The organism is Methylotenera sp. L2L1 (genome assembly GCF_000744605.1).
Lineage (GTDB): Bacteria > Pseudomonadota > Gammaproteobacteria > Burkholderiales > Methylophilaceae > Methylotenera.
Genome location: NZ_JQMG01000001.1, coordinates 10500 through 25382 on the forward strand (window position 1 = coordinate 10500; position 14883 = coordinate 25382).

Consider the following 14883-nt stretch of genomic DNA (forward strand, 5'->3'; position numbering starts at 1 on the left):
CAAAGTTGAGTGCTCTAGACTTCCATCTAGCCTAGCGCTGACTTTGCGTAAACTAGCTTTGCGTTAATTAGCGCGTGTTGAGCATCAACGCCAATTGCAACCTATCCTTAGCGCCTAAACGCTCAAAAGTTGCAGCCAAATGCGCTTTAACCGTACGATCGGTAATATTCAGCACTCTAGCCACCTCTTTATTGCTTAACCCTTTAGCCACCTCAAGCGCCACTTCTCTCTCTCGGCTGGTTAACTGAGCAAGCAAGCTATCCACGTAAGCAGGCTGATTGCCAACTAATTTAGTGGATGTTTCAATTAATCGTTGCAGTAACTCCTGCCCTAACCATAAACCACCATGTCCGATGACTGTTTTAATTTCGCTTAACATTGCCGCAGATGAGTAAGCATGCGCATACCCCACTGCTCCTGCGCTTAATGCAGAAAAACAACCAGCCTGATTAGGCGCATTTGCAAGCACAACCACTTTTGCGGATTCAAACTGCTTAATAATATTGCTGACCATGTTACTTAACCAAGCTGGCTCTTCTTCATTAATATGCAGCCAAAACACTGTGCCATCAGCCTCTAATTGAGCAGAGTTTGGATAATCAGTAACATTTAAAATGTCTGTCACGATTTCCGAATCTGGAAAAGCCTCAATCCAAGAATTAATACGTTCCGATAAATTACTAACAAAAATATCCTGCATCTATCTCTCACTGAAAGCGTACGACTTCGCTTTTAAAACTGGTTTTAATAAATAAGAAAGTATGGTTTTCTTGCCAGTCATAATATCAACTTGCGCCACCATGCCAGGAATAATCGGCAACCCTTTACCAAGGTTAGATTTAAGCGTACGCACACGTACAATGTAATAAGCATTGCCTTTTTCATCAACAATAGAGTCTGGTGCAATATTCTCTACTGTTGCATCTAATGCACCATACACCGTATAGTCATAGGCGGTTAACTTGACCACTGCAGGCTGCAACAAACTAATAAAAGCAATATCTCTAATCTGGATTTTAGTTTCTAATATTAAAGCATCATCGGTCGGCACAACCTCCAGCACCTCTTTACCTGGCTGAATCACCCCACCTACCGTATTATAAAAAAGTCGACTCACTTTACCGTTAACGGGAGATTTTAGTGTGGACTGGTTCACTTTATCTTTAAGCGAAACACTGACCTCAGACACGCTATTTAAACGAGCCGTAATATCATTCAATTCAGTACGCACCTTACTTTGGAACGTTTGTTGCACTTCTGAAACCTTACGCCGTGCCTCTCCAATAGAGCTTTCAATTCGGCTGATTTGAGCACGCGCCTGATCAATATCCCCCTTAGCTTTATTCGTTTCTCGCTCCAGCTTCAGGATATCAATTTCAGACACCGCACCACTGGATAACAACGGCTTATTGGCAGCAAGCTCTTTCTTGGCAGACTCATAATTCTTTTCAGCAATTTCTTTGCGGAACTGTACTTCGAGCAACTCTTTCTCACGCTGAACCGTCTGATCACGCGCAATTTCAACAGCAGACTGCAACTCCTCCTTGCTTGAGTTGTAGAGCGCGTATTCTTGATCATAGGTTTCAGGCACCTCTTTACGCACTTCTTCCGGCGGGTTAAAGCCTGTACCTTCAGCTAAAGCCCTTAGCCTGTATTGCTTAGCTAAGTAAGCCAAATATTGTGATTGGTTTTCTCTCAGTGATGATATTGCACGTGTCTCATCGATACGAATCAGCGGCGCTCCCACTGCGACAGACTCCCCTTCACTCACTAAAATCTCGGAGACAATACCGCCGTCTAGTGATTGAATCACTTGTACCTGCTTGGATGGAATCACACGCCCATCACCCCGTACAACTTCATCAACCTTGGCAAAAAAAGCCCAAAGTACTAACAGTAACATCGTCACCGCAATTGTGTACAACAGCAATCTGGCTTTGACTGGTGTTTGCTCGAGAATGACTAGGTCTGCCTCTTCATGCCAAGGCAAATCCTCTTTGGTCTCAGTAGGGGTCCATTTATCTAAAAAATAGTAAATAGGTTTTGTCAGCCAAGATTGGCTTTTAAGAAAGCGATTAATTGTTTCTAGCTTTTTGAATAGGTCTTCACTCATAGCGCTTTACCAATCTTGCCATTTCTTAACGCATCGGTCACTTGGTCTTTTGCACCGTCAGCAACAACTCTGCCTGAGTCAATCACGATAATCCTGTTAACTAGCGCATAAAGTGATGATCGATGTGAAATTAAAAGTAATGTCTTGTTTTGGGTACTCTCAATCAAGCGTGTCTTAATTGCATCCTCACCAGAATGATCCATCGCACTGGTAGGCTCATCCAATAGCAATATCGCAGGTTTGTTAATAAAAGCACGTGCGACACCAACGCCTTGTCGCTGCCCACCAGACAAGGTTTCACCTCGCTCACCAATCAACATATCAAAACCTTTGGGATGTGAGTTTACAAACTCATCTATACCGCCAACACGTGCAGCGGCAATCACAGCAGCATCATCCACATGTGGCGCAGAAATCGTTAAATTGTCACGCATTGATCCATAGAACAATTGTGTATCTTGCTGCACATAGCCAACACTACGGCGCAATTCAGCTGGGTCAATCTGACGTGCATCAATGCCATCAATCAATACAGCACCTTCTGTAGGCTGATACAACCCTAAAATCAATTTATGTATAGTTGACTTGCCTGAACCCATGCGCCCCAGTATCGCAACATGCTCACCCGCTTTAATTTTAAAAGACACTTTAGTGAGCGCATTACCTTCTGCACCTGGATAGCTAAAGGAAACCTCTCTGAATTCAATATCTCCATTAAAAACTGGTCTGGATAGGAATGTGCTATCGGCCGGACGCTCCACTGGTCTTTGCATAATCTCATCAAGAGAGTTTAGAGACGTTGCTGCATTATGATACTGCGTCAGTAAACCAGCAGTTTGTGCAATAGGCACTAATGCACGTGAAGCAAGCATCGTACAAGCAATCAAACCGCCCATGGTCAACTCACCATTAATCACCAAATAAACACCTAGTACCACCAAACTGACGGCAATTAACTGCTGCATCGTTGTTGCGCCATTGTTAATGGATGACGATAACAAACGTAACTTGCTAGAAACCTCTGTCAGAAAATGCGCACTGTGCTCCCACTTACGTTGCATCTGCCCTTCGATACCTAATGCTTTCACAGTCTCTAATCCAACCAAGCTCTCAATCAAGGTCGCGTTTCTGATGGCGCTGGCACGGTACATGGTTTCAGAAAGATCATGCATTTTAGTTTGCACGCTAAATGAATAGATAAGAATCACTACTGCACCTAACAGCACAGGGATAATCATCGGCCAAGCAATCCAAGCGATTACTCCGATAAAAATCAAGCCAAATGGAATATCAATCAAAGTAGTAATCGTTGCCGAAGTAATAAAATCGCGTACCGTTTCAAACGAGCGCAGATTTGACGCAAAAGACCCAACGGAGTTTGGTCTCTGCTCTAAACGAATACCTAACACCTGCTCCATGATACGTGCAGTAAGTTTAATGTCGATTCTAGTGCTCGCCCAATCAAGAAAGTAACCTCGCATCGTACGCAGCACTAAATCGCCGATAAATATCAATGAAACGCCAAGAGACATCACCCACAAAGTCTCTGTCGCTTGATTAGGTAACACCCGATCATAAACATTCATTGTAAATAGGGGCATGGCTAATGCAAACATGTTCACCACAAATGCTGCCACCATAATATCTCGGTAAATGCGGCTATTTTCTGCTAAAGAACCCCAAAACCAGTGGCGCACAGTCACTTTACCAACACTTGGTGCACGCTGATCAAAGGTAAACTTAAGTTTAGCGACAATAAAATAACCAGCGCTTCTAGCCATTAACTCTTCTAATGGCACAGAAACTTCAGCATCACCTAACTCAGGGAAAATAACACCAACGAGCTTAGTCTCAAGATTAACATTGGTAATCACACAAGCTTCATCATCTTTTAGCAGCAAAATGGCTGGTAAAAATTCTTGCCTTGTTTTAACCAATGACTTTTTTAAAATGGTTGCTGCTAATTGCACACGGCTTGCTGAGCGCTTGACTAAGGCTGGCGTCATCTTACCATCACGAAGCGGCAAGCCTGCAACTAGCGCGTCACGGGTGGTCGCTACGCCATGCATACGACAAACTAATAGCAGACTTTCTAGTAATGTATCAACCACACCTTCGCTAGCGAACTGACTCACATCATCCTGACGCATCGATTTACTTTCTTAGAATCAACTTTAACTACATTATGCTACTAATATGCGTATCGTACTAAGTATTAGGCGGTTACCACAATACAAATAATGTTAAATAATATTAATTTTTAGGCAAATGCGCACCTAGCCATTTGGATGATTGACATTACTAGATTATTTATACGATAGAAGTCACAAGTAAAATTTACTTTTACAAAATGCACGCTATTAGCTTAACTAACGGCATATCCTGCGATTTTTTCCCTTACAGCCTTCAAACAGCCAAGCTTCATCTTTCTCTATATAGTAAGCGTCAGCGTTAAGCATGACATATCGATTCTTATAAATAATTGAAGTGGAAACCAATAACTCCACACCAGTCTCTCCTGGGTTAACTGCCTTATATCCATCATACGCACCTGCTACTGCGACAGAGCCCATAGCAAATGCAGTGCTAAAGCCATATTTTAAAGCATCACGTAATACCCAGAACCCAGCAACGCCACCTGTCGCCATTCCTGGTTGATATCCTAAAGATTTAGGATCAAAAGATGATGCATGACGAATCACCTGCGCCTCATAGCCAACTTCAATTGCCCCCTCCTTTGTTGCAGAAACAGCATAGCCAGCATCTATCAAGCCAGCTATCATGTACTGACGAAATGCACGACCAAATTCAGTGCTACCATTATCAGAAACGTATAAAGGACTGCCAGCTAAAGTGACTTGCTTAGCTAATGCTGACCTAGTCTGCTCAACAGCATCGGTAGCAATCACGCCCCAATGTTGCGCCGCCATTGCTTTTCTTTGCGCTGTAGATTCAAAATTTTTTGCTTGTGGGATATTAGTGACACAAGCTGTTAAGCAACCTGATAAAACCATCAAAAACAAACCAGTTAATTTCATATTTTGTCTTTCAAATTTAGTTTGTAAGTACATCATTACCACTCTTGCTCGGTCATTGGCTCCATGACATCTCTGGTAATATCATCAGATTCAGAAGCAGTACTAATAATGTGTGGTGTAATCAGTAGCACCATTTCCGTACGGCTACTCACATCTTTTTTACCTTTAAATAGCTCACCTAATAAAGGAATACTGCTAAATACAGGGACTCTTGTATCAACCTTACTATCACTGTTCTTAATCAATCCACCAATCGCAACAGTAAGCCCGTCTTTAGCCGTCACAATACCGTTAATCGTCGCCACATTTAGGCCATCAACAAATTGCTGTGTAAGGTTACCAGTCGCATCGGGTACTAGAACCTGAGATAAATCACGAATGATACTTGTCACGGCTTGATCAATTTCAATTGTTACTGTTTTATCTGCGTTGATCTTTGGCGTAATGGTTAACTTAGGCCCTACATCTTGTAGTTCAGTAATTGGAGTAGGTGCAACCGTAACTGGTGAACCATTAGCTGGTGTTACCACGGTGCCTGGATTAAAACCAGTCGTGATCAAGTTTTGCGTACCGACAAACAACTCTGATTTACGGTTGTTTGAAGCCAAGAGAACAGGAGAACTAATTGTTTTTACTTTATTCTTTGTTTCTAGCAATTGAATTTTTGCACTGATTCTGTCGCTTAAAAATTGATATACAAGAGAACCCGCACCTAATGTTAGATTATTTTGATTGCTTAAAGTACCTATCGGCAAAGTTGGGATTGCTGTTGAAAAAACACCAGGTCCTTTTGTAGTAGTACCAGCCTGATAATTTAAATCGAACAACTGCTCAAAACTATCCCCCATTGTTAATTCTAGTATTTTCATTTCTAATAATACTTGGGGTACAGGTCTATCCATTTCTTTAATTAGATGTTCTATGTCTTTAATCGCAGCATTATCACTAGTACGTAAGATAATCAGGTTATGTTCACAATTTACACTTAAATAAATTGAGGGCTCACTACTAGATATTTTACTTAAACGCTCAGCCGCAATTGTGTTTCCATTAGATGTAACGACAATCTCATCAAGCTGTTGAAGTTGATCAGCAGACATTTTTTCATTAACGAGATTTTCTGATTGTCCATTAATCCCCAAAATATTGTTACGATTGTTCGCATTTTGCTGTCTATTGTTTTGATTAGCAGATGCTCTATTGCTACTTGTAGTACGAACTGATCCAGTAGTATTGTTGGCAGCATTAGCTATGCCTCCCAGCTTTCTAACTGCTCCAGAATCACATAACTGAGAAACAATCACACGCGAACCATAAACATCTCTAATAACAGTTGCCACTTCGGTTGGGTTAGGATGTAATAAGTTAAAAATCTTTGTTGTGTCCTCACGATACACAACCATATCACGCTGATATTCTTCGGTACTCATAACACGATAAGTTTCACTTGTCTTGTCTTGCCTGTACCAAAGACCACTGTTTTTAGCTATCGTATCAAGCGCATTTTTCACTGTAATGTTTTGTAAAAAAACCGTTACATTTTTTTTCGCAGCATCTTCAGTTGCTACGATATTCAAACCAGACATATCTGCAAGCGCACGGACTACATCCACAATGTTAGCTTGTTTAAATTCAAGCTTACTGATAATAGCCTCCTCTCCAGAAGAAGCTATCTTTTTAGGTGGCGAGATCTTTTTATTAGATTGAACCGTTGAGTTAACTTCAGATGGATTGGACTGAACCACCCGCTCAGTGGCAGTTAAGGCTAAGCTTTCATCATCCGCCGCATGTAAATAAGACATATACGTCATATTTAATAGCATTGCTTGTAATAACAAGCTTAAATATCTACACGTCGCAGCTTTTAAATTTTTATGTAGCACTATTTGATTCATACTTATTTTTTCCAAAATTTGATACACCTCTAAGGTACTCATCGAACCAGAATCACTTGGTTCACACGGCCGGCTTGTACTCTAACCCCATTAATGTCAATTTTAACGACCTTAATGACTGCATTTTGCCCAAGAGTTTGTAAGCCTATTTCGTCACCCTCACTGACTAAATAAACACCTGCACCCTCTACTTCCAACAATGCAACCATTTTTTTTGCACCTCTATTCATAAAGCCTTTAAGACGCATTTTTGGAGCGGTCTGTGGGCCATATCCAGGTACGAACCCTTGCGCACCACCTGCGCGTTGAGGGTTGCCTACCTCGGAGTACATCAAATCGCTAGTCGTAAATGGGTCTCGTTGCGGTAATGCGCCTGACTGAATATTTTCAGGATGATTACTTGTAGCGGCATAAGAAAACGTTATATTCATGGCAGTAAGTGCCGCCACTGCTGCAAAAACACTTGGTTTGTATAAGCTGTAAAAATATGCTCTTAATCGTGATAAGTGATTGTTACCAATTTTCAAAATAAGCTTAGCCTTTCGCCAGTGAAAACATTGCTTGAAAAAATGCATAATAGACAAAACCAACAATCCCACCGATAACCAAAATTAAGGCTGGTTCGATCATGGCACTTAAACGTTTAATACCTACCTGTAACTGCGCCTCGTAAAACACACCCAACTCCATTAACACATGGTCTAAAGTACCGGTGCGCTCACCAATTGAGATCATCTGTGTGACTAGCTCGGGAATAGCAGGATTACGGATACTAGAAGCCATGTCTTTACCTGTTAAAATCATTTCAGAGGCAGATTTTAATTTCGTAGAAATCAGGCGGTTTGCAATCACGTTTGAGCTGATTTTCAGGGCATCAAACACTGTTAAACCACTACGCAGCATCATAGAAAGTGACCAAGTCAATTCAGCAACTGCCCCGCAGGTTAACAATTGACCTATGACTGGAATTCGCAATAAAAACCCGTCAATTTTCAAGCGCCCATTAGGGGTGTTGTAAGCAACAACAATTGCCACCACTAAAATAACCAAAGACCCAATAATATGTAGGCCATATTTCAATGCAAAATTTGAGGCATCAATTAAGAACTGAGTAGATGGTGGCAAAGCGTTACCTTTTCCAGCTAAGAACTTTGCAAAGGTTGGGATGATTTTCACGACTAGGAATGTCACTACACCTAGTGCTACTAGCACTACCACTCCAGGGTAAATTAATGCATTGATGGTTTGTGACTTAAGTGCCACTCGCTTTTCAAGATGCGTAGCCAAACGATCGGCGATTGCATCGATATCGCCAGTAAACTCTCCAGCCACCATTAAATTAACAGCAATAAGTGGGAAAACACCGGGATGCTTAGCCATTGCCTGTGATAGCTGACTACCTGTTTCAATATCTGTAATCATTCTGCCAATCACGCTACGTAAGCGCCCGGCAGACACTTGTGTATGCGAAAGTTGCAACGCTTGTAATACAGGCAGGCCTGCGCGCAACATAAATGATAATTGCTTAAAAAAGAACACCAAGTCCCGCGTTGGCACAGAGCGCAAATCACTTAAGCCGGCAAAATTTAACTCTTTGGAAAGACCACCAGTGGCAGATGTTGTTTCTGATGCATTTTCATCGATTTTTACAACAAACAAACTTTGTTGTCGCAATTGAGCTACGGCAGAACGAGAGTCAACTGCTTGAACCGCCCCCTTACTCTCTTTGCCTTTTGCATCCACCGCAATATATTTGAACGTAGCCATCGTTAATCTCGTTTAATCGCTACAGTTTTTATTTCAGCTAAAGTTGTTGCACCAGTTAATACCTTAGCACAGCCATCGTTCCACATTGATCTCAAGCGGTTTCCTGCGCACGACACCAGCTCTTCTTCAGTACAATCGCGTGAAACCAGTTTGCTTAATTCTTCGTCAAACCACAAAGTCTCAAACAGACCAAGACGTCCACGATAACCAGAGCCTTGACAATATGCGCAGCCCTTTGGCTCATATACATTGATTTTTTTCTCAGTCACGCATAGTAGATGCCGCTCTTCTTCAGTTGCTACACGCTCTACCCTACAATGTGGGCATAAACGCCGCACCAAACGTTGTGCAATCACTGCATTCATGGTGGAACCAATCAAAAATGGCTCGCAACCAATATCAATCAAACGCGCTACCGTGCCAGCAGCAGTATTGGTATGTAATGTTGAAAATACTAAGTGACCTGTCATCGCTGCTTTTAGCGCAACATCTGCAGTTTCCTCATCTCGAATCTCGCCCACCATCAATACATCTGGGTCATGACGCAGCAAGGAACGTAGCGCCCCAGCAAAACTAATCTTAGGACCAGTCTGTATTTGAGAAACCCCTTCCATCACATACTCGATAGGGTTTTCCACCGTCATGATATTCAGGTCTGGGGAGTTAATTTCTTGCAGCGCTGCAAAGAGCGTTGTTGACTTACCGCTACCTGTAGGCCCTGTAAGTAATATCATGCCAAAAGGCTTACGGATTGCTTGACGAAACATCACCAAATCATCCGCAGACATGCCTAATTTTTCTAAAGTTAAATTCTGTGCCTCTTGCCCTAAAATACGCATGGTAACGCGCTCACCCAAGCGCGTAGGTGCAGTTGCGACACGTATATTAAACTCACTGTCTATAGGAGGAGGCAGGTAATACGACATACCACCATCCTGTGGCTCACGCTGCTCGGCAATATCTAGGTTGGACAATACTTTAATGCGCGAAATCAAGCCATTCGCCACGGTATTATTACCATCAGTGTTTAAGTTATAGTCTTGAAGCGCGCCATCTACACGCAAGCGCACGCGCAACCCAAACTCTTCCTGCACGATATGTACATCTGAGGCACGTCGCAAGAATGCTTCCTTTAGAACATCATTCAACAAGGCAACCAGATCTACCTCAGCAGCCTGAGATACTGCAGTGGCTGCTTGCCCCTGACTAGTAGCAGCTAAGCTACGGCTAATCATCGCATTAAGTGTATTAGGATCTGCCACAGCCAAACGTACGTTTCGCCCTAATAAGCGTTGAATGCTATCGATGGTTGCTCGATCATCAGGGTCAGCAACAGCAAGCAATATACCTTCAGCATTTTCTGATAATGGAAGGATTGCTTTACGTCTCAACAATGCTTGGGGGATTTTTTTAAGTAACTCAGGAGGTGGCGTTGTGCCTGTTGGGTCAACAAATGGCAAACCTCTTAGCTCAGCAACTGCCCTATAAAGCGCAGAAACAGGCAGCCGATAATGTGCAGTGACTGCATCCAGTAAGTCAACACGCTTACGGCGCGCCTCTGTACGCAAATGCGCCAATGTTTCAGCATCAATAAGACGCTGCCTAATAGCAGCATCAATCAGTTGTTCAATTGCAATCGACATTTATAATTTCAAAGCACTAAAATCATGGTAACTAATAGGGGCTGAGGATATCCTGCAGGCGGCGTTTGTGCTGATAACTCTACTTGCATCTGTGTCACAGTCACCATTGAGGGTAACTTACCAAGCTCGTCAATAAATCGTTGTAGCTGATAAAAATTCCCTTCTAAACTAACTCTTTGAAATGGTCTTGGTGAATCCAAATCATTTACCAATCGATAGCTCAACTCTCCTGGCAAAGGCGCAGTTCCCATGACGGCATCAGCACCTACTCCACCAAGCCTTCCCCCAGCGGCTTTTCTTGCTGCTTTTTGTGCACGCCTAGTTAAATTGGCCTTTGGTGTAGCTTGGCTTTTTACACCCGCAGCACTAGGGATTACGTAAGGAATATTTTCACGGATTCTCACGCCTACGTTATTGGCTAAATTGGAAATACTTAGCCTTAGCTCTTGGGATTCTTCAGGTGCTAAACGCTGTTCTAATTGAATAAATCTTGCATTCATAGTCTCCAATGTTTTATCTGCATAGGCAATATCAGCCTCTAACTCCTCAGGGTTATCATTTGGTTCATCTGGAATCACAGCTTTTTTAGTGCGCTCTGCCGTTTCTAAGTTACTAGCCTGCAATTTGGCAAGTTCTGCTAACGCTGGACGATAACGGAGCAACCCATAACCACCACCAATAAAAACGAGTGCAACAACAAAAATCAGGATTTGTTCGCGTGTTGAAATGTTGCGTAAATTCATTATTTATACCAGTATCTTTATACTTAAATTATTTTGAGCGACTACGCACTATGTCTTACCAACATCAATAGCAGTTGCTGTTGGAGCCGGTTGTTTATCTAACCTTAATCTCAAAATATATCCAGTCAGACCAAGCCTACCTACCTGACTGCCAACGCTAACCTCTACCACTTTTAAACCATATGGATCCATTGCAGACTGAAAGCTTTTTACAAACTGTTGAGCAGACTTTTCACTTAATGACCAAGCCGTAAACCTAAATCCATCTCTAGGCGTTTCTTCAATGCGTTCAAGCACCATGTCATCTGGCGTAATACTGCTTAGTTCAATTAACAATGCTTGCAAAAAGGCAGACCGCTTAGGTGCATCTACAGCCAATAAATCAGTGCGTGTTTTTAATAAATCTATCTCTTCATTTCTTGCTTTTAAGCTATCTTTTAGCTTATTGATGGCATCAATCTGCACCTGTACACGGCCAACAGCCTCATCCATCACAGTCGCTTGCTCCGTTATTTCCTCATGCTCTTGCTCGGCTAGATTTTGTCGTAATTGCAGTATTGTTTCTGCAGCGCCCACCCCTAACAACAGCAATAATCCTGCTGCAATCGCGCGCGCTTCTACACTTTGCCAAAGTGGCACTGTAGGGCCTAGCACAGAAACACCGCAGCAACGTGCAGCGCCTTCCATCTCTAGTAAGTGACGCGCGGCTCCAAACATACCAGGCGTCACTTCACTGCTAACTAAACTTAATTGATTCACTGGACGGCCCAGCATACTAGTTAAGCTAATCTCAAGGCCATCAGACTCACCAATTGCACTACCTAACCAAATAGCTTTTACGTCTGGCGGTATTAATACATGAAAAGCCTCTAAACAAGCATCTAACGTATTTTTTAATGTACTTTGCTGTAGATTAATCGCAGAAACTGAGCCAGATACAACCCTAATAGCAGCAACCAAGCCAGCATGCGCCTCTATTAATAATTGATCACCTGATTCATTCGCTGATAACTCAGATGCCGTTGCAGCACAACCTACCAATGGGTAAACACGCTGTAATATGACGCGACTTTCAGCAAATGCTGAAGCCCATTGTTGCATCATGCCTTGATTGATACCGCAGACCAGCCAAGGATATTGGCCTTCATCTGTAGTTTGTCCTTTTGCAACCGGCTGTGCTGACCAGCCGCATGCAATCTCATCTCCGCTACCTTGTAGCCATGCCTGACGTGTTAAACATTCCTCCATTTGGCGATGCGTGATGTACCCCATTTCAATCGCCATTTCGCCATAGCGTTTAAAAGAATATACATCTAATGCAGAAGCATCTTCTACGCCTTTACGACCTTGCTGGCGGTCAAGCACCTCTGTTGCCTGTGCCTCAGTGAGGTACCCTAGCCCCACTAAAATCCTGCCAACAGACCATAATGTCGTATGCTGCATTAACAGCGGCTCAAGCTCCCAACGCACCAATTCCAACATTTGTTCTGGTGGCCGCTTACTATTGGGGGCTACAGGAAGATCTACTAATGTAGAAAGTGCTCCAGGTGTTAGTAAAATGGCTGTTTTTCCTTGCCAGCCTTGCTTTTGTACACTAGCCACAATTTCAGTAACAGCAGTTTGAAACTCTAGCGCTTCCGAGCGTGACGAATACGACACCACCAAACCATCACCGCTACGGCTGACAATAGCCCCTCGCAACGTAAATCCATCGGTCTCACAGACGAGAACAGAAGATATGCGCCGAGAAAAAGGGAGTAATTGAGCAATACTTTTCAAACTCATTGGATATTCCATTGAATATTAATTGGCGGTGCAAACGCACGTGGTAACAAAGGAAAATAGAACGGTGAAATATCAACATCACTATCACAGTTACCATCGAAAATATGGCCATCTTCACACACAAGAACGGCGGCCAACTTACCGATAGGCAGTACGCTGGTACCGCTCTCATGGGCCACATCAAACACTTGTGCAGGCACGCCTGAAACAGCAGTCATTGCATTACTCACAAACGCATCAGCGTAACTAGAGGCCGCGTTGCTTTTCATAAAGAAAACATATAAACGCAAGTTAGGAAAATTTTGGTTGAGCAGTCCGTTAATCGTGACTCTAAAAGCAGGATCTATCGCAGAAAAATCAACTTGCCAGTCTCTAGGCTCTACTAAATTTCCAGAAGCTGGATAATCTTCCTCATACACACTAGTACCTGTCCCGGTAGGACCATCTGATCCATAACTTTTAATACTAAGCGCACTATGGTTTGGTGATGTACCACTGATAGCGACAGCCCAACCAAAATTATCTGTGCCATCGTCATTAGCCCATCCATCACGAAAAGCACGCACAGCGGATGCACCAGCACTTGGCATCACATCAAGGTAAGGGCCACGCCACCCAGCATATACTTCACCAACTGCCGATGCTGAAGAGGTGGCGATAGGGAAACCCTGCCAAACATTAGCACCAGCGGGCAGTTCAACCAACTCGTTAATATTGGTTGGTAAGCGCCCCATATCTATGGCAAATCCGCTTAACACAGGCTCACCATTGAATGTGCGTGATGTATCACCAATAATCGCCGTTCTTATTTGCTGCAAACGTGTGCGCGTTAACTCAAAGCGCTGTTGGTCATCAGTGTTATCTACCATCACCGTTGTAGCAAGTGCCAACATGCCAAGCAGAGAGACCACCACCAAAAGTTCTAGCAGTGAAAAACCACCGACAAAAGGCTTTTGCTTATTCAAACACCTAGATTGATTAAACTTAGCAACAATCAGGGCTCTAGTGTGAGAAAGCAATCCAGCGTCACCCATTGATGACATTTGATTTACATGAGTAGACATAGCACCAAATCATCCTTGCCTAAAGCCGAAGCATCGTTCGCTTTACAAATGTCTACAGGGTCAACAACCGCATGGTCTCCGCCATAAGCGCCATCTGCACCAAAACTAATGATGCGGATATCACTACCAAAGCCTCTCAACACATAGGGGTTACCCCAAGGGTCGTTCACAAACACCGTATTACCATCACGTGATAGATATGGCCCATACCAACCACGAGCAGTGTCTATACTCCAATCTTTACAACCCACATCATAAGTAGGCTCAGCGAGCGTCACTTTACTAATGTCCGTTGCTTGGCAAGTTCTTAATAAATTTAACTTCGCCGCCTCATAGTTCATATCCACAACTTGCTGCTTATCTTCATCTGGGTCAGGCGTACCAATATATTTAATCTCATTGGCAGCATCGGGGAAATGTCCAACATGATGTTTAAACAGCTTTAATGCCTTGCTGATTTCCACCATTTCACTACGCGCTACTTGAATAGCAGCAGTATCATCTACGTCTTCTAATGACATCACCGCAGCAACAGCCACCACCGACATTAACGCCACCACCACGAGTAACTCTAATAGAGTAAAACCAGCATTGCGTTGAAAAGCATGACGACATTGAAGGTGTTTCGGATTTAAACCATCAGCAATGACTTTAACAAACTGACATAACAACTCAAAAAAAGCACATACAACCTTATGCAAATCGCATAAAGAAGCCGCTACTACCATCATGTGTTTTTTCTGAAACGTCACTGACATCATTTAATTATTAGGCCTAATAATAAATACGCAAAAAGGCAGGGCTCATAGAACCCTGCCAAGCTTTATTGCATTAA

Annotated in this window: 12 protein-coding genes; all 12 read right to left on the minus strand. The window is 42.9% G+C overall.

The genetic code is table 11. The features are described from left to right. Positions 1-67: 67 nt before the first annotated feature. The 12 genes from FG24_RS00025 to FG24_RS00080 all read right to left on the minus strand — a co-directional run bounded on the left by FG24_RS00025 (position 68) and on the right by FG24_RS00080 (position 14809). Positions 68-700, minus strand: a complete 633-nt coding sequence (locus FG24_RS00025; RefSeq protein WP_036299689.1) for a response regulator transcription factor — start codon at positions 698-700, stop codon at positions 68-70. Continuing rightward, the gene (locus FG24_RS00030) at positions 701-2113 is read right to left on the minus strand and encodes an HlyD family type I secretion periplasmic adaptor subunit (protein ID WP_036299692.1); all 1413 of its coding nucleotides are present in this window, start codon (positions 2111-2113) and stop codon (positions 701-703) included. Then, positions 2110-4263 (minus strand): type I secretion system permease/ATPase, encoded by a 2154-nt coding sequence (locus tag FG24_RS00035; protein WP_036299695.1) that lies wholly within the window; start codon positions 4261-4263, stop codon positions 2110-2112. Before FG24_RS00035 ends, FG24_RS00030 begins: the two co-directional genes overlap by 4 nt. A gap of 219 nt (positions 4264-4482) precedes the next feature. Continuing rightward, entirely contained in the window at positions 4483-5187 is a 705-nt protein-coding gene (locus FG24_RS00040) for a hypothetical protein (RefSeq protein ID WP_036299698.1), read from the minus strand. Continuing rightward, positions 5187-7088 carry a type II secretion system protein GspD gene (locus FG24_RS00045; protein ID WP_036299701.1) on the minus strand — a complete coding sequence of 634 codons (1902 nt, stop codon included), beginning with the start codon at positions 7086-7088 and terminating at the stop codon, positions 5187-5189. Before FG24_RS00045 ends, FG24_RS00040 begins: the two co-directional genes overlap by 1 nt. Further along, positions 7085-7573 carry a hypothetical protein gene (locus FG24_RS12355; RefSeq protein ID WP_051901371.1) on the minus strand — a complete coding sequence of 163 codons (489 nt, stop codon included), beginning with the start codon at positions 7571-7573 and terminating at the stop codon, positions 7085-7087. The genes FG24_RS00045 and FG24_RS12355 overlap by 4 nt, the downstream gene beginning before the upstream one ends. 7 nt (positions 7574-7580) lie before the next feature. Further along, positions 7581-8813 (minus strand): type II secretion system F family protein, encoded by a 1233-nt coding sequence (locus tag FG24_RS00055; RefSeq protein ID WP_036299703.1) that lies wholly within the window; start codon positions 8811-8813, stop codon positions 7581-7583. 2 nt (positions 8814-8815) lie between these two features. Next, a complete protein-coding gene (locus FG24_RS00060; RefSeq protein WP_036299706.1) occupies positions 8816-10456 on the minus strand; it encodes a GspE/PulE family protein in 1641 nt (546 codons plus the stop codon). 8 nt (positions 10457-10464) lie between these two features. Continuing rightward, positions 10465-11199, minus strand: a complete 735-nt coding sequence (locus FG24_RS00065; protein WP_036299709.1) for a hypothetical protein — start codon at positions 11197-11199, stop codon at positions 10465-10467. A 48-nt stretch (positions 11200-11247) separates the two neighbouring features. Beyond that, the gene (locus tag FG24_RS00070; protein WP_036299712.1) at positions 11248-12984 is read right to left on the minus strand and encodes a hypothetical protein; all 1737 of its coding nucleotides are present in this window, start codon (positions 12982-12984) and stop codon (positions 11248-11250) included. Beyond that, complete coding sequence (locus FG24_RS00075; protein WP_036299715.1) at positions 12981-14048, minus strand: prepilin-type N-terminal cleavage/methylation domain-containing protein; 1068 nt, start codon at positions 14046-14048, stop codon at positions 12981-12983. Before FG24_RS00075 ends, FG24_RS00070 begins: the two co-directional genes overlap by 4 nt. Continuing rightward, positions 14033-14809 carry a type II secretion system protein GspG gene (locus tag FG24_RS00080; RefSeq protein ID WP_036299718.1) on the minus strand — a complete coding sequence of 259 codons (777 nt, stop codon included), beginning with the start codon at positions 14807-14809 and terminating at the stop codon, positions 14033-14035. Before FG24_RS00080 ends, FG24_RS00075 begins: the two co-directional genes overlap by 16 nt. Between the last annotated feature and the right edge of the window lie 74 nt (positions 14810-14883).

What these genes read in the sequence shown, in the direction of transcription:
- FG24_RS00025 (WP_036299689.1), bottom strand. Translation starts at nt 700, where the DNA reads ATGCAGGATATTTTTGTTAGTAATTTATCGGAACGTATTAATTCTTGG.
- FG24_RS00030 (WP_036299692.1), bottom strand. Translation starts at nt 2,113, where the DNA reads ATGAGTGAAGACCTATTCAAAAAGCTAGAAACAATTAATCGCTTTCTT.
- FG24_RS00035 (WP_036299695.1), bottom strand. Translation starts at nt 4,263, where the DNA reads ATGCGTCAGGATGATGTGAGTCAGTTCGCTAGCGAAGGTGTGGTTGAT.
- FG24_RS00040 (WP_036299698.1), bottom strand. Translation starts at nt 5,187, where the DNA reads ATGATGTACTTACAAACTAAATTTGAAAGACAAAATATGAAATTAACT.
- FG24_RS00045 (WP_036299701.1), bottom strand. Translation starts at nt 7,088, where the DNA reads ATGAGTACCTTAGAGGTGTATCAAATTTTGGAAAAAATAAGTATGAAT.
- FG24_RS00055 (WP_036299703.1), bottom strand. Translation starts at nt 8,813, where the DNA reads ATGGCTACGTTCAAATATATTGCGGTGGATGCAAAAGGCAAAGAGAGT.
- FG24_RS00060 (WP_036299706.1), bottom strand. Translation starts at nt 10,456, where the DNA reads ATGTCGATTGCAATTGAACAACTGATTGATGCTGCTATTAGGCAGCGT.
- FG24_RS00065 (WP_036299709.1), bottom strand. Translation starts at nt 11,199, where the DNA reads ATGAATTTACGCAACATTTCAACACGCGAACAAATCCTGATTTTTGTT.
- FG24_RS00070 (WP_036299712.1), bottom strand. Translation starts at nt 12,984, where the DNA reads ATGAGTTTGAAAAGTATTGCTCAATTACTCCCTTTTTCTCGGCGCATA.
- FG24_RS00075 (WP_036299715.1), bottom strand. Translation starts at nt 14,048, where the DNA reads ATGTCTACTCATGTAAATCAAATGTCATCAATGGGTGACGCTGGATTG.
- FG24_RS00080 (WP_036299718.1), bottom strand. Translation starts at nt 14,809, where the DNA reads ATGATGTCAGTGACGTTTCAGAAAAAACACATGATGGTAGTAGCGGCT.